The 16,822-nt window shown below is 66.6% G+C and carries 15 protein-coding genes; 7 read left to right on the forward strand and 8 right to left on the reverse strand.

Annotation, left to right across the window (positions count from 1 at the left end; all coding sequences use genetic code 11):
* Positions 1 to 52: 52 nt before the first annotated feature.
* Together AKG07_RS01350 and AKG07_RS01355 are read right to left on the reverse strand one after the other, a co-directional pair.
* Entirely contained in the window at positions 53 to 796 is a 744-nt protein-coding gene (locus AKG07_RS01350; RefSeq protein WP_053095621.1) for an ABC transporter ATP-binding protein, read from the reverse strand.
* Positions 780 to 1,700 (reverse strand): ABC transporter permease, encoded by a 921-nt coding sequence (locus AKG07_RS01355; protein ID WP_082297772.1) that lies wholly within the window; start codon positions 1,698 to 1,700, stop codon positions 780 to 782. The genes AKG07_RS01350 and AKG07_RS01355 overlap by 17 nt, the downstream gene beginning before the upstream one ends.
* A gap of 144 nt (positions 1,701 to 1,844) precedes the next feature.
* Between AKG07_RS01355 and AKG07_RS01360 the strand changes: the two genes are divergently transcribed.
* From AKG07_RS01360 to AKG07_RS01375, 4 genes are read left to right on the forward strand one after another with little or no spacing between them, the layout of a single operon-like run.
* On the forward strand, positions 1,845 to 3,530 hold the full coding sequence (locus AKG07_RS01360) for a glycosyltransferase (RefSeq protein WP_053095622.1): 1,686 nt from the start codon (positions 1,845 to 1,847) through the stop codon (positions 3,528 to 3,530).
* Entirely contained in the window at positions 3,524 to 4,426 is a 903-nt protein-coding gene (locus AKG07_RS01365) for a glycosyltransferase family 2 protein (RefSeq protein WP_053095623.1), read from the forward strand. Before AKG07_RS01360 ends, AKG07_RS01365 begins: the two co-directional genes overlap by 7 nt.
* Entirely contained in the window at positions 4,423 to 6,363 is a 1,941-nt protein-coding gene (locus tag AKG07_RS01370) for a DUF6541 family protein (protein ID WP_053095624.1), read from the forward strand. The genes AKG07_RS01365 and AKG07_RS01370 overlap by 4 nt, the downstream gene beginning before the upstream one ends.
* On the forward strand, positions 6,360 to 7,250 hold the full coding sequence (locus AKG07_RS01375) for a glycosyltransferase (protein ID WP_053095625.1): 891 nt from the start codon (positions 6,360 to 6,362) through the stop codon (positions 7,248 to 7,250). Before AKG07_RS01370 ends, AKG07_RS01375 begins: the two co-directional genes overlap by 4 nt.
* Before the next feature lie 30 nt (positions 7,251 to 7,280).
* Here the strand turns inward: AKG07_RS01375 and AKG07_RS01380 are convergent, their stop codons facing one another.
* Both AKG07_RS01380 and AKG07_RS01385 read right to left on the reverse strand, forming a co-directional pair.
* Complete coding sequence (locus AKG07_RS01380; protein WP_053095626.1) at positions 7,281 to 8,054, reverse strand: glycosyltransferase; 774 nt, start codon at positions 8,052 to 8,054, stop codon at positions 7,281 to 7,283.
* Positions 8,047 to 9,309, reverse strand: a complete 1,263-nt coding sequence (locus AKG07_RS01385) for a lipopolysaccharide biosynthesis protein (protein WP_053095627.1) — start codon at positions 9,307 to 9,309, stop codon at positions 8,047 to 8,049. Before AKG07_RS01385 ends, AKG07_RS01380 begins: the two co-directional genes overlap by 8 nt.
* A gap of 110 nt (positions 9,310 to 9,419) precedes the next feature.
* Here AKG07_RS01385 and AKG07_RS01390 point away from each other — a divergent pair, with 110 nt between their 5' ends.
* The gene (locus AKG07_RS01390; RefSeq protein WP_053095628.1) at positions 9,420 to 10,421 is read left to right on the forward strand and encodes a glycosyltransferase; all 1,002 of its coding nucleotides are present in this window, start codon (positions 9,420 to 9,422) and stop codon (positions 10,419 to 10,421) included.
* Positions 10,422 to 10,448: 27 nt separating this feature from the next.
* Here AKG07_RS01390 and AKG07_RS01395 read toward each other — a convergent pair whose 3' ends face one another.
* The 4 genes from AKG07_RS01395 to AKG07_RS01410 are packed head-to-tail and all read right to left on the reverse strand — an operon-like array spanning position 10,449 to position 14,848.
* Complete coding sequence (locus AKG07_RS01395) at positions 10,449 to 11,378, reverse strand: glycosyltransferase (RefSeq protein WP_053095629.1); 930 nt, start codon at positions 11,376 to 11,378, stop codon at positions 10,449 to 10,451.
* The gene (locus AKG07_RS01400; RefSeq protein WP_053095630.1) at positions 11,375 to 11,773 is read right to left on the reverse strand and encodes a DUF2304 domain-containing protein; all 399 of its coding nucleotides are present in this window, start codon (positions 11,771 to 11,773) and stop codon (positions 11,375 to 11,377) included. Before AKG07_RS01400 ends, AKG07_RS01395 begins: the two co-directional genes overlap by 4 nt.
* Positions 11,770 to 12,525: a glycosyltransferase family 2 protein gene (locus tag AKG07_RS01405; RefSeq protein WP_053095631.1), complete on the reverse strand. Its 756-nt coding sequence runs from the start codon at positions 12,523 to 12,525 to the stop codon at positions 11,770 to 11,772. Before AKG07_RS01405 ends, AKG07_RS01400 begins: the two co-directional genes overlap by 4 nt.
* Positions 12,526 to 12,562: 37 nt before the next feature.
* Entirely contained in the window at positions 12,563 to 14,848 is a 2,286-nt protein-coding gene (locus tag AKG07_RS01410; RefSeq protein ID WP_053095632.1) for a hypothetical protein, read from the reverse strand.
* Between the two features lie 104 nt (positions 14,849 to 14,952).
* Here AKG07_RS01410 and rfbA point away from each other — a divergent pair, with 104 nt between their 5' ends.
* Together rfbA and rfbB are read left to right on the forward strand one after the other, a co-directional pair.
* Entirely contained in the window at positions 14,953 to 15,822 is an 870-nt protein-coding gene (gene rfbA, locus AKG07_RS01415) for a glucose-1-phosphate thymidylyltransferase RfbA (RefSeq protein ID WP_053095633.1), read from the forward strand.
* Positions 15,822 to 16,820, forward strand: coding sequence for a dTDP-glucose 4,6-dehydratase (rfbB, locus tag AKG07_RS01420; protein WP_053095634.1), 999 nt, complete (start codon positions 15,822 to 15,824; stop codon positions 16,818 to 16,820). Before rfbA ends, rfbB begins: the two co-directional genes overlap by 1 nt.
* The last annotated feature ends 2 nt before the right edge of the window (positions 16,821 to 16,822 follow it).

Consider the following 16,822-nt stretch of genomic DNA (forward strand, 5'->3'; position numbering starts at 1 on the left):
GCACATCCGCGCGCGCGGTCGCCGAGCGCGCTGCGCCGGCGTCCGAGCGCTCTCAGGAGCGCATGACCTCGACGGCTTCCGCGCTCGGTCCGTCGAAGCGCACTTTGCCCTTCTGAAGCAGGATGCCGCGGTCGCACAGGTTCGAGACCATGTTGAGGTCGTGGCTGACCACGACGAGCGTCTTCCCCTCAGCGTGCAGTTCGCGCACGCGAGCGAGGCACTTCTTCTGGAACGGCTCGTCGCCGACCGAGAGGATCTCGTCGATCAGCAGGACGTCCATCTCGGTGTGGATCGCCACGGAGAACGCGAGTCTGAGGAACATGCCGGACGAATAGTGCTTCACCTCGGTGTCGATGAACTGCTCGATCTCGCTGAACGCGACGATCTCGTCGTACCGAGCCTCGGTCTCCTTCTTGCTCATGCCGAGGATCGCGGCGTTGAGGAAGATGTTCTCGCGTCCGGACAGATCGGGGTGGAACCCCGCGCCGACCTCGATCAGGCCGGCGATGCGGCCGCGAGTGAGCACGGTGCCGGCATCGGGCTCGAGAACACCCGAGATCAGCTTGAGCATCGTCGACTTGCCCGATCCGTTGAAACCGAGGAGAGCGACGGATTCGCCCTGCTGGATGTCGAACGACACGCCGTCCAGGGCGTGGAAGTCGGTCGTCAGCGGCTTGCGACGGATCGCGGCGAGAGCCGTCTCCTTGATCGAATGCGTGTGCCGGAGCTTGAACGTCTTGTGGACGTCGTCGATGATGATCCGCGGAAGTGGCTGCGCATCAGAGATCTTGGGCAAAGCGGCCCTCCAGTCGGCGGAAGACGAGCTGGCCGATGACCAGCGCGATGAGAGACGTCACGAGGGCGATAAGCCCGTACATCCACACGTCGGGGAGCGGGGACGCGTCAGGCCCGAGCGGGAACCAGACGCCGTAGTGGAAGAGCTCCACGGCGGCGGTGATGGGGTTCAGTCGATAGAGGACGAAGAGCCAGTCGGGTACGACATTGGCGACCTGCGTCCACTCGTACATCACGGGGGAGGCCCAGATCGCGACCATCACGATGATCTCGACGAAGCTCTGCGCATCGCGGAACGTCACGTTGATCGACCCGAAGAAGAGCCCGAGGCCACTGGCGAGCACGGCGATGATGACGAGTGCGAGAAGGATGGCGCCGAGCGAGGCGAAGGTGGGCGCCCACCCGAAGAACAGCGAGATGGCGATCACGACGATGATCTGCGGCACCGTGTTCACGGCGGCGATCATCATGCTGGCGATCGGGAACATCTCGCGAGGCAGGTAGATCTTCTTGATGAGCGCCGCGTTGTCGACCAGGGACCGGGTGCCGTTGGAGAACGCCTCGTTGAAGAAGGTCACCACGGTGATGCCCGAGAGCAGATAGATCGGGAAGTAGTCGACGCGGTCGTTCAGGCCGAGGAACACGCCGATCGCGACGAAGAACACCACGAACTGCACGAGTGGCTTCACGTACGACCACAGCCAGCCGAAGATGGAACCCCGATACCGGATCTGGACTTCCTTGCGCACGATGAGCGAGAGGAGATGCCGTTGCCGGAAGACCTCGAGGAGCCCTCGATTCGCGCCAGGAGTCGTCATTCTCTGGTCGTCGGCTGTGCGAGCCTGTTGCACCGCGATTCCACCTTCCGAGGCGCCGACGGTCTCGGGCGCACCGAGAGCAATCATACGATCCTCCGCGCGGTGTCCCTGGCAGATCGATGGGGATGCGTCCGAACGCGCGGCACAGGCGCAACCCAGGGTCAGGGGCTGGGCCGCTGGTAGGATCGCGGAGGTCTCGTGCGTCCGTCGATCCGAAAGCAAACTGTATCCGTGACACCTCTTCAAGCTCTCGATCAGCCTGCACTCTTCCGCTTCGAGGACCCGCAGACGGGCGCCGATCTGTCGGAGCGCGAACGCCGCCTTCTCGTCGGCGCGTTGAACTTCCACGCGCTCATGGCACCTCAGCGAAAGCTGCGGATCCATCTCTACGACGGCTCGGTGGAGACGACGCCTCGACTGACCGACGACAGCACGTTCGACGGACTCTCGAGGAACAACCGACACCGCATCGGGAGCTTCGACATCGTCAGCTCCGTCTCCGTCGAAGAGCGTGAGCCCGAGCTTGCGGAAGCGGCCTCGGCCCGTCTCGTGGCGTCGCCCGCCAGGCATCTGCACGTGTCATCCGACGATGTGCTCGACTCGGACCCTTACCGCCCGCAGCGTCCCGGCCTGGTCGGCCGGATCGCACGGAGCGTCAAGTCGCGCGCGCCGCTGCTCTACGACGACGCCCGGGACCTCTCGCTGCTCAGATTCCGCCGCAAGCTCACGACGGCCATCGAGCCTCGCGATTACGAGGCGGAGTTCCGTCCGGGGGGCGCACACGAGGACGACGTGATCGTGCCGGCCGGCCCGGTTCTCGACGGGGCGCCGAAGGCCGTGATCATCGGACTCCACTGGTTCGAGCTCGGTGGCGCCGAACTCTGGGCGTTCGAGACGGTGCGTCTGGTGCGCGAGGCCGGCTTCCTTCCCATCGTGCTGACCAATCGGGACTCTCACCAGCCATGGGTCACGCGGCCCGAGCTCGACGGAGCGTTGCTCATCCCGTTCTCCGAGCCCACCGTCACTTCGCAGACCGCCGGCGTCGAACCGCTGCTCCGCTCGCTGCTCCGCACCTTCGACGTGCGCGGTGTCGTCATCCACCACAATCAGTGGCTGTACGACCGGGTCGCCTGGATCGCCGCCTCGCGTCCCGGCATCCCCATCATCGACAGCACTCACATCGTCGAGTACACCGGCGGCGGGTATCCGCTGAGCAGTGCGATCGCGTCCCGATCGATCACGACGCATCACGTCATCTCGCCGAGCCTCGCCCGCTGGATGACCGATGTGCAGCGCATCCCTGCCGACCGTGTCGTCATGGCGCCGCTCGGCGGCCTGACCGTGAAGCCGAAGGACGCCGTGTTCCGCCCCCGTACGCCGGGTGAGCCGTTCACGGTCGCCTTCGTCGGCCGGATGGCCCGGCAGAAGGCGCCCGAGGTGTACATCACCATGGCGAGGCGGTTGAAGCGCCAGGGATACTCGCTGCGTTTCATCCTTCACGGCGGCGGCGAGCTGTCGAGCTGGGTCGATGACATCATCCGTGCCGAGGGGCTGGGGGAGGACATCGTCCGACGCAGCTCCGACACCCCTGTCTCCGAGACGCTCGATGAAGCGCATGTGCTCGTCGTCGCGTCGCACAATGAGGGACTCACGCTCACGACGCTCGAGGCGATCGCACACGGTGTGCCCGTGATCTCGACGGATGTCGGGGCACAGAGCGACATCATCCCCGAATCCGCTCTGGTTCCGCGTCACGCGCGCGTCGCCGCCCGTCGACTCGCCGAGGCGGTGGCCCCGCTCGTCGACGACGAGGAGTCGAGGGAAGCGCTGTGGCGGAAGGAGCGCAAGGCGGAGAAGAAGTTGCTGTCCCAGCAGTCCGCGAGTTCATGGTTCAAGGAAGAGGTGGGCTCATGGTGAGTGTCGCTGGAGTGGTCGTCACGTTCAATCGGCTCCAGAAGCTGAAGACGGTGATCGCATCGATCGAGGCGCAGACGCACGCCGTCGAGACGCTGTTCGTCATCGACAACGCCTCGACCGACGGCACGGCGGAGTACCTGGCATCCCTCGAGACGTCCGTCCCCCTCGAAGTCGTGACCATGTCGACCAACTCCGGGGGAGCGGGTGGCTTCTCCGAGGGGATGCTGCGCGGATACGCCTCCGGCGCGGACCACGTGTGGATCATGGACGATGACTGCTATCCGAAGCCGGAAGCGCTCGAGAGCCTCATCGCCGGATTCGACGGGGCCGTCCAGGAACTCGGCGGCGACGTCCCCTTCGCATGTTCCGTCGTCGAGTTCACCGACGGCAGCATCTGCGAGATGAACAACCCCGTGACGACGTGGGACTGGGGTCGTCTGCTCGTCAAGGGCCAGAACAATGTCATGGTCACAGCGTGCTCGTTCGTCTCCGTGCTCATTCCACGCTGGGCGATCGCGGAGTACGGGCTTCCCTACTCCGAGTACTTCATCTGGTTCGACGACCGCGAGTACACCCTTCGCCTCACCGCTCGTTGCCCCGGCGTGCAGGTGCTCGACAGCGTCGTGGTCCACGACATGGGCGACAACCGCGGAGTGAACTTCGCGATGGTCGACCGCAAGAGCCTCTGGAAGTTCTCGTACGGCGTGCGCAACGAGGCCTCCTGGCAGCTGCACCATCGCGGATTCCTGTACTTCATCGAGTTCGGCGCACGGCTCTTCGTGAGCCTGCACCGCGGTCGCGTCCCGCTGGATCTGCGCGCGAAGCTGCTCGGCAAGTGGCTGAAGGGCATCACCTTCAATCCGAAGGTCCGCTACCCGGAGGCTGAGGCGGCGTGAGCTGGGTCTCGATCCTGCCCGCACTGATCGTCACCGGAGCTCTTCTCTTCCTCCCGGGACTCCTGCTCGGCTTCCTCCTCCGCCTGCGCGGAATGACACTCCTCGCGCTGGCACCGGCGCTGAGCGTCTCCCTCGTCGCGGTCGCCGCCATCGCAGCGCCTTTCGTGGGAATCCGATGGAGCATCCTGCCCGTCCTCGTACTCACCGCGGTGGCGTCGCTCGCCGCCTTCTTCTGGTCGAAGCACGTCGGAGTCCCGGCGCGACCACGCACGCACGTGAGCGCGAGGCAGCTGGTCGCGATCATCGTCTCCATCGCAGTGCCCGCTGCGCTGATCGCGTTCGTGCTCGTGCGGAGCATGCACGACCCAGAGTTCTTCTCACAGCGTTACGACAACTTCTTCCATCTGAACGCTGTGCAGTACGTCCTGGACACCGGGAACGCATCGCCGCTGTGGCTGGGAAGCATGACGTCGCCGGCCGGCGTCCCCTTCTACCCGTCCGGATGGCACGCGCTCGTCTCCATCGTCGTCGCCCTGAGCGGGGCATCCGTGCCCCTCGCCACCAATGCGATGATCATCGTCGTCGCGGCGGTCGTCTGGCCGATCGGCGCGGTGTTCCTCGTGCGCGAGCTTCTGGGACGAAACCAGATCATGACGGTGATCGCGGGCGCTCTGGCTGCCGCCTTCCCGGCCTTCCCCTTCCTGCTCCTGCACTACGGGGTGCTCTATCCGCTGTTCCTCGGCCTGGCCGTGGCTCCGGCCGCGATCGTCGTCGCCTGGTGGCTTCTCAGGCCCGGGCGAGTGTCGCGTCGCCAGGACTGGGCCCTGCTGTTGGTGCTCGTCGTGCCGGGCCTGGGTGTCGCGCACCCCGGGGCTCTCATGGCGGTCGTCGCTCTCACGGTGCCCTTCGTCCTCGCCAGGCTTCTGCATCAGATGAGGGCTCCCGGACGCCCGCGGGTGATCGCGATCGGCCTGCTCGTCGCCTACGCCGCCGTCGGCGTGGTCCTCCTGCAGGTCGTGCGTCCCCCCGGAAGCCAGATCTACTGGCCCATCATCAACACCGTGCCCGACTCCATCGGTGAGGTCGTCGCGGCGAGCGTGTACGGCTACCCGAGTTCGCTCGGGATCACCGCTCTGATGATCATCGGCGCGTACAGCGTGATCCGCCGAGGCACCTATGCGCGGTGGTCGGTCCTGGCGATGGCGGTCATCTCCGCCGTGCTCTACATCATCGTGTCGGCGTCACCGTATGAGACGCTCCGGTTCTGGTTCACTGCCCCGTGGTACAACAACCCGCCTCGGATCGCCGCGTTCTGGGCGATCGGAGTCCTCCCGCTCGCTGCGCTCGGTGGCATCGTGCTGGTCACATGGCTTCTTCGTCAGCGCCTGCTCGCGCCGGTGCGGCGCTTCTCCGAGCGTCTGCCGATCGTCCTGATCGCCGTCGTCGTGATCGCACTCGTCGGAGTCACCCAGAACGCCGCGATCCGGCAGGCGGCAGCAGATATCGAGTTCACCTACGAGCTGCGACCGGGTGGGCCGATCCTGTCTCCGGACGAGCTCGATCTCATGGAGGATCTCGACGAGCTCGTTCCCGAGGGCCCCGTCATCGCGGGAGACCCGTGGACCGGAGCGTCCTTCGCCTATGGCGTGAGCGGACGACGCGTCCTCATGCCGCATCTCCTGATGGATCTCACCGACGACGCCGAGGCGATCAACACGAAGCTGAACACAGACGGCGACTCTCCGCAGGTGTGCGACGCCCTCGAGGACACCGGTGTCGCGTACGTCCTCGACTTCAGCGCCGACGGCGACTTCCAGGAGAACGACGGCGACTACTCGGGACTCGACGACCTCGAGAGCTCGCCTTACGTCGAGCTCGTCGAGCAGCGCGGAGATGCGAAGCTCTACAAGATCGTTTCGTGCGGACTCGGCTCATGACGTACGAGATCTTCGTGCCTTTCTGGGGAGACCCCGAACAGCTCTACGAGACCGTCGAATCGGTGCGCGCCCAGACGGACCCGGACTGGCGGCTGACCATCATCGACGACTGCTATCCCGATGAGTCCGTCGCGGCGCACTTCGACGAGGAGTCGGACGAGCGGATCATCTACACCCGGAACGAGCACAACGTCGGGATCACCGAGAACTTCCGGGAGTCGGTGCGCCGCGCGTCCGGGGACTTCGTCACGATCCTCGGCTGCGACGACCTCCTGCACCCGAACTACGTGGCGGTCGTCCGCGCCGCGGCGCGTGCCGTGCCCCACGCGGATGTGATCCAGCCGGGAGTCCAGGTCATCGATGAGCGCGGCGCGGTCGTGCTGCCCCTCGTCGATCGGATCAAGCAGCGCCTGCTCACCCCGAAGGGCCAGGGGATCACCGTGTTCAGCGGTCCTGACATGGCCACGACGCTGATCCGGGGCAACTGGCTGTATTGGCCCTCGCTCTCGCTGCGGGTCGAGACGCTGCGCAGGATCGACTTCACGGATGACCTCGCCGTCATCCAGGATCTCGCTCTCCTGATGGACATCGCGTTCGACGGGGGCACGCTGGCGTATACGCCGCCGCTCGCGTTCTCCTATCGGCGTCATCTGGCGAGCGCGTCTCAGAAGACGCTGCTCGACGGCAGCCGTTTCCTCGACGAGCGTCGGTACTACCGCATCGCGCGTCGATCGGCCGCTGCGCGGGGATGGAGCCGCACAGCGCGGACCGCGAGAGTACGTCTCATGTCCCGTCTGCACGGGATCGCCGCGTTGCCCCTCGTCCTGAGGCATGGCACGGCGCGGGGTGTGCGGTCGGCCCTGGCGCACGTCGCGGATCCCCGCTGAGGGTCGGCACGGAAACTGCTCAGCCGCTGTCTACGGGGCTGAGCGGCCTCGGCTGAGTCGCCGTGCCGCGGCGACGCGACGTGATGCCTCGCGCCAGGCACGGAGAAGCATCCACCGCGACTGCAGAGCCTTGCGGAGACCCCGTGGCCTCGGTGCCGACGCATTGGCATCGTGCAGCCGACGTCGCAGAACCGGGCTCTGCACATGCGCGAGCACACGGGCCGTGTTGCCGACCGTCGCGATCCACAGGTCGTGGGACTCGACCAGGAACCCCGGGAAAGGCAGGATCAGCTCCGAGGCCTCACGTCGGATCGCCATCGCGCAGCCGTAGTAGGGGGCATCGCCGGCCAGCAGACGCAGCTCGTTCGCCAGGGATCCGCCCGAGGGCAGCGGAGCGAGGCGCCAGGGTCGTCCGGTGAGCGGCGAGCTCAGTGGCGAGTCGTCAGGGAGCAGCACCAGGTCGCCGGCGGCGATCGAGCGGTCGCGGAGTGCCTCGACCAACAGGTCGCGACGCCCGGGAACCCACTCATCGTCCTGGTCGGAGAGGAAGATGACGTCACGGTCCGCCAGCGACAGCGCACGCTCGAACGTCTTGACGTAACCGAGGTTCTTCGGGTTTCTGTACACGGTCACGCGCGCATCGCGGTATGTCTCGAGAAGGGCGACGGTGCCGTCGGTACTCGCGTCGTCGACGATGACGACCTGATCGTCCGGCCGCAGTCCCGCGAGGATCGAGTCGAGTTGCTCGCGCAGATACCCTGTGCCGTTGTACGTCGCCATGCATACGCACACGGTCTCAGTCATGTGCGACTCCTCCCTCAGACGGTGCCACGAGAGCGAAAGCCGCTCGCCTCTCCCGCAGCAGATGATGTGTTCCGGCCGACCCGACGACGGCGAGGATCACGAGCTCCGAGGCGGCGAGGCCGGCGATGATCCCGCTGAGACCCCACTGGGACGCCCAGATCATGAGCGGCACTCCGACGACAGCGGCGCCGAGGGTGCCGTAGAGCACGTAGCGGTTGAGGCCGGCCGGCACCAGGACGTTGCGGATGAAGGGGGTCGTCAGGCTCGTCAGCGCGAAGGTGGCGCCGAAGCCCAGGAACACGGCGATCTCGGGCGTCGCTGCCCGGCCGAACAGGAGCGTGGACAGCACAGGGCCGAGCAGAGCCAGCGCCGTACCGCCGAAGAGAGCGAGGCCTGTGTGGAGGCCGAATGCCACGAGATGGCGGCGCGCCCGGCCATGCGCATAAGACACTTCGAGCACCCACTTCTGCAGAGTGTTCGACAGCACCGTGACGGCGAAGAGGGCGATGCGGAAGAACTTGTCGGCGGAGGTCGCCTGACCACTGGCCGTCGCGCCGAGGAGGCCCTGGGCGAGCGGGATGGGCGCAGAGGTGTAGGTTCCGCCGATCGTCTCGGCCGCGGCGACCGAGACGTTCGCACGATATGCGCGCAGGATGCGCCGCCCGGCGAACGGAGGCACGGGTCGTCGGTAGAGGCGGAGGTTCAGAAGCAACGGGCCGGTGAGGAAGCCGATCAGAGTGAGGACCGGATACCACAGCAGCTGCTCGGTGAGCAGGAGGAGCGGGATCGCGAGAGCGACGCTGAGGCTCACCGGCACGGTCTCGAACAGCAGGACGACCCGCGCATCCCCGACGCCGACTGCGTACCAGACGACGGTCATGGCCGCGGCGGTGGTCGCCAGCGTGACGAGGGCGGCGACAAGGCGGAACTCGGGGGGAACCAGGGCCGAGCTGAGGGCGGCACCGACGAGTCCCGCCGCGACGACGAGCAGTCCGCGGCACCAGAACGAATCACCGAAGAGCTGACGTCGGGCGTCGTCGTCGGCACTGAGCGCGATGCGCGCTCCGCCCGAGATGTTCCAGCCGAATCCCGCGACTATCGCGCAGACGGTTCCCACGGCCTGAGCCGTGCCCACGGAGCCCCACGCCGCCAGACCGAAGACGTTCGGGATGATCGGCAGCAGGAACAGCGGCGCGATGAATGAGATCAGAGGAACGGCGCTGAAGCCCGCGAAGCGTGACAGCAGAACCTTCATCGATGGGACTCCTCGGACCATTGCGGCCCGACACCATTCCGGATGGCGCGGACGTGAACGCGTGCGACCCTAGACTACTTGAGTCGGCGTGAACGAGAGGTCAGGGTCCCATGGTTGGTGTCATCGTGCTCGCCGCCTACCGACCTTCCCGGGAACTCTTCACCCGCCAGCTCGCCTCGATTCGCGATCAGACGGTCACCGACTGGGAGTGCATCATCTCCGTCGACGGAGAACTGGAGACCGTCGAGGAGGTCGTCGCCGAGGTCGCGGCCGGGGACGAGCGCTTCCGCATCGTCGCGGACGGCAGACGCCTGGGTTTCTACCTGAACTTCGAGAGGGGTCTCGCAGCGGTGCCCGCCGAGACCGAGTGGGTGGCGCTGAGCGACCAGGACGACTTCTGGTATCCCGACAAGCTCGAGAAGCTGCTCCCGTACCTCTCGGATTCGGCGATCGTCTCCGGGCAGGCGCGTCTGGTGTCCCATCCCGGTGACGAGGTGCTCGGATTCACCGACCGCCGGCAGCTCGACCCGGCATCGACGATGATCGTGAATCAGTTCACCGGTTCGTTGTGCCTCTTCCGCCGAGACCTGCTGACGACGGCGCTGCCGTTTCCCCGCCTCTCCTCACACACGGTCGCGCACGATCACTGGCTCGCTGTCGTCGGGATGGCGCAGGGAGGCGGTCGCATCGTGGATGAGGTCGTGCAGGACTACGTGCAGCACTCCGCGAACGTGTTCGGCGACCCGAGCAGGCTGAGGCTCGGCCCGATCGCGACCCTGCGGAGAGCCTGGGGCAACGCCGTCACGTTCGCCGTGCGGTACGAGGGGGCGGCGTCACCGTCCGCGATGACGCGGATGCTGTTCTGGATCTATGTGGGGTGGCGCCAGCTCATGGCGCAGACGCTCCTGGAGCGTGATCCCCGCGCGGCACGCGCGATCGAGTTGGATCGGCTCTTCGGCTCGGGTCGGCGACTGCCGGTGACCCTGGGGATGTTGCGGAGGGTTCGCCGCACGCGGGCCGTCCCGACGCCTTTCGTCATCGCCTATGTCGCGAGCTGGGCAGCGGGGTGGCTGATCCGGGGCCGGCGGCGCACTCCGACGGTGGCACGCTGAGCGGTCCCTTCGCAGATCTCGCGCCGGTCACACAGGGCGCGCGCGCCAGGTGACTCGAGCGGCGTCAGCGGCGAGTTCCGGGCTCATCCTGCCCAGGCGCTCAGCGCGTCCGTCACGGAACCCCGCGATGAGCAGCTTGCGCATGGTGGATCGGGGCCTGGCCAGCATCCACGCGATGAGGAAGTACGCGTAGTCGGCTCGCGCGTCGCGACGCAGGCGCGCCCGATGACGCGGATGCCGCCGTCCCACGACGATCCGATTCCTCGCCCTGTAGTAGTACCGGAACGGCGTGCTCAGCGTGAGGGTGGGAAGCACCGCTCCGAGCGGGCCGGGTACCCGGTAGCGTGCACCCAGGCGGTGGGGCAGGCGGAGGCCGGGGGCGACGATGCACGGCAGGTCGGCATCCAGGCAGCGGATCTCGAAGTCCGTATCCACGAGGTCGATGAAGAGGGCTTCGTCCATCAGCCCGACCCGTTCGAGCACCTCTGACGGAAGATACATGCCCGACTGGATCGCGTGGGCGGCGTGGACCACTCCCTGCGGCGTCGATGACCCGGCCTGGGAGACGTCCGCGAAGAACTCCGGAACCACGGGGCCCGCGGGAACGCCGTGCGCGCGCGCATGCTCGTGCGCGGCGCCCAGAGCGGCGACGAAGCCGGGGGCGATGGTCGAGTCCTGGTCGAATGTCACGACCGCGCTCGCGCCGTGTTCGATGGCGCAGCGGATGCCGTGATTCAGTGCCGCACCGATGCCGCGGTTGCTCTCCAACGTGATCACCTGCGCACCGGTCGATGCGATGTCCGCGCGGATCACGTCGAACTCTGCACCGCTGCCGTCATCGACCACGATGATGCCGGTGACTTGCGGAGCGAGATCTCCCAGAAGCGGAGGCACCTGTGCCGGGCGATGCACGGTGACGACGCCCCAGACATCGGCGCTCGGGGCTCCGGACGTCATGCCGGGGGAGCGCTGTCGGCGTCGCGGCCGCGGTGCTGAGCCTCCAGAGCGGCGATGCGGCGATCCAACCGGTCGATCTCCGCGCGCGACAGCGCCGCTTCCTCCGCGACGCGGCGGATCTCGTCCTCTGCCTGGGAGAGCTCCCAGGAGAGGTGCAGCGCGACTCCCAGGAGCAGGGTGATCGCGAGAGCGAACAGCAGGTTCGCCGGCACTTGCACACCGAGCAGCGATGTCGCCCAGAGCAGGAGCTGGGGGAAGATCCCGAGCAGCAGGACGCTCAGCGCGATGACGATCCACATCACCGCGTACTTCTCGCGAAGACGTCGCGTCAGCAGCATCCAGAAGACCAGTGCGAGGATGACGAGAGCGAGAGCGATCCCGACGATGACGATCATCGTGCGACCTCCGGTTCGCCCACGGATGTGGACCGACTCGTCGAACCGGGTCGTCGCAGCATCGCCAGGCCGAGGGTGAACACCGAACGCAGCAGGTAGATCGATGCTCCGATCGGGCCCTGACTCGGGGTGCCGTGCACGCGCGGCCGCATGGCCACCGGCACCTGCGTCACTGTCAATCCGGCGTGGCACGCTGCGACGAGCGAGTCGATGGTGTCGCCGAGGTACTCGGCGGGGTAATAGCGGACGTACTGTTCGATGGCTCTGCTGTTGGCAGCGCGGAAGCCGCTCGTCACGTCTGTCAGACGGGTCTTCGCGACCCGGGACACGGTCTTGGCCAGGAACACCATCGCCCAGTGGCGCGGGCCGCGAACCGAATAGTCGCCGACGTCCGCGAAACGTGCGCCGATCGAGATGTCCGCGGTGTCGAGACCGTCGAGGACTCGCGCGATGTCGACGGGGTTGTGCTGGCCGTCGGCGTCGACCTGGATGGCCCGGGTGTAGCCGTGGCGCTTCGCGTAGGTGAAGCCGGTGCGCATCGCTCCGCCGACGCCGAGGTTGAAGGGGAGGGAGATGACCGTGGCGCCGGCCTCTCGCGCGACCGCGCTCGTGTCATCGGTCGATCCGTCGTCGACGACGAGCAGATCGAAGTCGGCGCTCGCTGCCCGGATCTCGTGCACGGTGCGTCCGACGTTGCGGGCCTCGTTCCACGCGGGGACGATCACGAGGACACGGTCCGACGACAAGCTCATAGTTCACCGATCCTATCCGATCGGCCGAACGCGACGATCACGTGATCGGAGCGCCCATGGCGTAGTCGGCCTTGAAGGCGGGGGCGAGCTGGAGCACTGCGGGTGCACGCCCTCCACCGAGCCGGAGGAGAACCCCGATCGACGTCACATGCCGGAGCTTGCCGTTCTCGTAGAAGTAGATCTCCGGCGCGCCGGTGAACTGCACGAAGTCGGTTCCGCTGGTCAGCAGAGGGGATCCCACCTTGTATCGCGACAGCTGATCACCCGGGAGCACGTATTCGCGCGGCGCGGTTCCCCCGTTCAGCTGGAGCAGGGTCTTGATGCTGCGGACGTGACGCAACGTCCCGTTCTCGTATCGGTAGATCTCCTCGCGCCCGGTGAAGCGCACGAACGACTTTTCGGGCAGGTTCGCCGCACCGGTGCCGAACCATTCGACGGTGGCCGGTGACCAGGGCAGCACCTTCAACGGCCTCGACCCGTTGAGGGCCAGCAGGTCGGCAGGGGACGGCACATGACGCAGCGTGCCGCCCGAGACGACGTAGATCTCCGGGGCTCCCTGCGGCTGGATGAACAGAGGTGCGGAGACCGTGGTCTTCGAGCGGGGCATCGCGCCGCATTCCCCGCTGCCCAGCGTGGTCGGCTTGATGCCGCCATACTGCGTGCCCGACACCGGATGGAGCTTGCCGCCCGCGGCGATCAGAGTGCTGCTGCCGCACGAGACGACGGGGGTGAGCGTCGAACCGACTCTCGTGTTGGCTGCGACCGAGCTGCTCGGCACCACGGTGATGCCGGCAGCGCCGAACTCACGGGCGAGGGCGGTGCTCGGTACGCGCAGCAGGCGGTCGCCGAGAAGCGTGAGGAATACATCCTGTGTTCCCGCGGCGCGGATCAGGCTGTTCGCCTTGATGACGAGGAGCCCGTTGCCGATCGATGCGGCCGCGGACGGCTTCATCGACGCGACGTATCCGGATGTTCCTTTGGAGACCTCGAGCCAGGTCTGCTGGTTGGCCACATGCCTGCGCAGACCGGCCTGGTAGAGGTAGACCTCGGGGTCTGCCCCCGAGCGGAAGAACGAACCGACGGGGGCACCCTCGGAGAATCGGTCCGCAGTGGTGCCCGTGAGGTTGACGTACGAGCTGAACGCGTATCCGAACAGGGCGACTTGAGCCGCGTCGACGAAGCGATGGCGGGTGCCGTCCGGTTCCAGGAGGTACAGCGTCCCGGTCCGAGGGTCGTGCACGTACCGCGTGACCGGCTTGCCCTCGGGCATCGGGTCGAGGTACGCCGCGGCCACGGACACGGCACCGCCGAGCCTCGACCGCAGTGCGGCGAGGTCCTCGGCAGCGACGACATGGTGGCGGACACCGGACTGCACGAGGTAGATCTCCGCGCGACCCGGCACCTGCGCGAGGGTGGCCGGAGCGGCGCCCGTCGTCTGAGTGCTGCCGAACCAATCGGTGAAGAGCTGGTAGAAGTTGCGATTGCCGTAGCTGGAGCATCCGTCCCCGGTGCCGTATCCGGCGTTGAGCGCCGCCCTATTCGGCTGGTAGGGCGTGTAGTAGTACAGAGCGGCGGTCGCCTTGTTCTCGACCCTGACCGGGGCGGACCCGCAGGCCCGGTTGGGGTGGTAGAGGATGTTCCAGGTCTTCCCTGGCGCGTAGTACGTGAACCAGCGTCCCTCGGCGTAGATCTGCATCTGCCGGGCGGCGCCGTAGATCTGGTAGAAGAAGCCTGCGTAGGCCGGATCGCACGGCGCCGTGTCCGGGCACCCCTGGCCGAGGGCCATGTCGAAGCGCCAGGTGCTCGGCCACGTGTGCGTGACGAGGCTCTGCTCCTTCTCGAGCATGACGATGAGCACCCGCGGGTTGATGCCGCAGGACTGTGCGACCCGCGCGATGATCGTCGCCGCCGACTCGTTCGGCGCTCCGGAGTATCCGCGGCAGTAGCTGTCCGCAGGACGGTTCGGTGTGTTCTGACGGTAGTCCTTGAGGCAGACGTACCCACCTCGGCACGAAGCCACCTTCCCGCGGAAGAACGAGTCGATCTGGCCGGCGGACATGGTGTCGCTCTGGAAGAACACGTCATCGGAGATGATGTTCCCCGGCTTGAACTGCGCGAGGTTCGCGGTGTCCCGGATGGATGCGTCCGCGGAACCCGTCACCGCGGTCGAGGATGTCAGCGTGGCCCCCGCAGTCGACAGAGCGCCGGAGGAGGAGGGCGCGACGGCGTTGGCCGGCGTCGCCACGAGCAGGGATGCGGCGAAGACGACAGCCGCTGCACTGGCGATGAGGCCGAGCAGGTGGGGGGATTTTGAGCCGGTCACCTGCTCATTGTGACGGAAATGCACAGACGATGCCAGTGTGAACGATGTGACGCAAGTAAATCGTGCCTGTCTGAGTCCCAGCTGGGATGTGACACGATATGGGGGTGAAAGGCATAATTCTCGCTGGTGGCTCAGGAACCCGACTGCATCCGATCACGATCGGCATCTCGAAGCAGCTGATTCCCGTGTACGACAAGCCGATGGTCTACTACCCGCTGTCGACGCTGATGCTGGCCGGGATCCGAGACATCCTGATCATCACCACGCCTCACGACGCCGAGCAGTTCGAGCGGCTTCTCGGAGACGGCTCGCAGTTCGGAGTGAACCTCACCTTCGCACAGCAGCCCTCGCCGGACGGCCTGGCACAGGCCTTCGTGATCGGAGCGGACTTCATCGGCGACGACAAGGTCGCGCTCGTGCTCGGTGACAACCTGCTCTACGGCCCGGGGCTCGGAACGCAGCTCAAGCGCTACACCGATGTCGAGGGCGGCGCCGTGTTCGCCTACTGGGTGGCGGAGCCCAACGCCTACGGAGTGGTCGAGTTCGATGCGGACGGTCGTGCCGTCTCGCTCGAGGAGAAGCCCGAGCACCCCAAGAGCAACTACGCCGTACCTGGACTCTATTTCTACGACAACGACGTCGTCGAGATCGCTCGCGCCCTCGAGCCCAGCGCTCGCGGCGAGTACGAGATCACCGACATCAACCGCGCCTATCTCGAACGAGGCGCGCTCCAGGTGGAGGTGCTCCCGCGCGGAACAGCGTGGCTCGACACCGGGACTTTCGACCAGATGTCGGATGCCGGCGACTACGTGCGCACCATGGAGCGCCGCACGGGTCTGCGCATCGGCGTCCCCGAGGAGGTCGCCTGGCGTCAGGGTTTCCTCACCGACGATGACCTGCGCGAGCGGGCCACGAAGCTCGTGAAGTCCGGATACGGCACCTACCTGCTCGAGACCCTGGAAAGAGGTCGTTGATGTCGAACATCCTCGTCACCGGAGGCGCCGGTTTCATCGGCTCGAACTTCGTCCACTACGCGGTGGAGAACACCGATCACACAGTCACGGTGCTCGACGCGCTGACCTATGCCGGAAACCGGGCGTCGCTCGAGGGGCTCCCCGAGAACCGGGTGCGATTCGTGCACGGTGACATCACCGATGCCGAGCTCGTCGACGGGCTCACCGCAGAAGCGGACGCCGTGGTGCACTACGCGGCGGAGTCGCACAACGACAACTCGCTGCACAGTCCTCGTCCCTTCCTGGACACGAACATCATCGGCACGTACACGCTGCTGGAAGCGGCGCGTCGGCACGAGACGCGGTTCCACCACATCTCGACCGACGAGGTGTACGGCGACCTCGAACTCGACGACCCCGAGCGGTTCACCGAGCAGACGCCGTACAACCCGTCGTCGCCGTACTCGTCGACGAAGGCCGGCAGCGACCTGCTCGTGCGCGCGTGGGTCCGCTCGTTCGGCGTCCAGGCGACGATCTCGAACTGCTCCAACAACTACGGCCCCTATCAGCACGTCGAGAAGTTCATCCCTCGGCAGATCACCAATGTCATCCGCGGTATCCGGCCGAAGCTGTACGGTGCCGGGGAGAACGTCCGGGACTGGATCCACGCGAACGATCACTCGTCCGCCGTGCTCACGATCCTGGAGAAGGGTCGGATCGGCGAGACCTATCTGATCGGCGCCGACGGGGAGCGGAACAACAAGGACGTCGTCGAGCTCATCCTCGAGGAGATGGGCCAGCCGCGAGACGCGTACGACCACGTCACGGACCGCGCAGGCCACGATCTGCGGTACGCGATCGATTCCACCAAGCTGCGCACCGAGCTGGGCTGGAAGCCGGAGTTCGCCGACTTCGAGTCCGGACTCGCCGCGACCATCGCCTGGTACCGCGACAACGAATCGTGGTGGGCGCCGTCCAAGGACCAGACCGAGGCGTTCTACGCGTCGAAGGGACAGTGACC

Source organism: Microbacterium sp. CGR1, from assembly GCF_001266755.1.
Classification (GTDB): Bacteria; Actinomycetota; Actinomycetes; order Actinomycetales; family Microbacteriaceae; genus Microbacterium.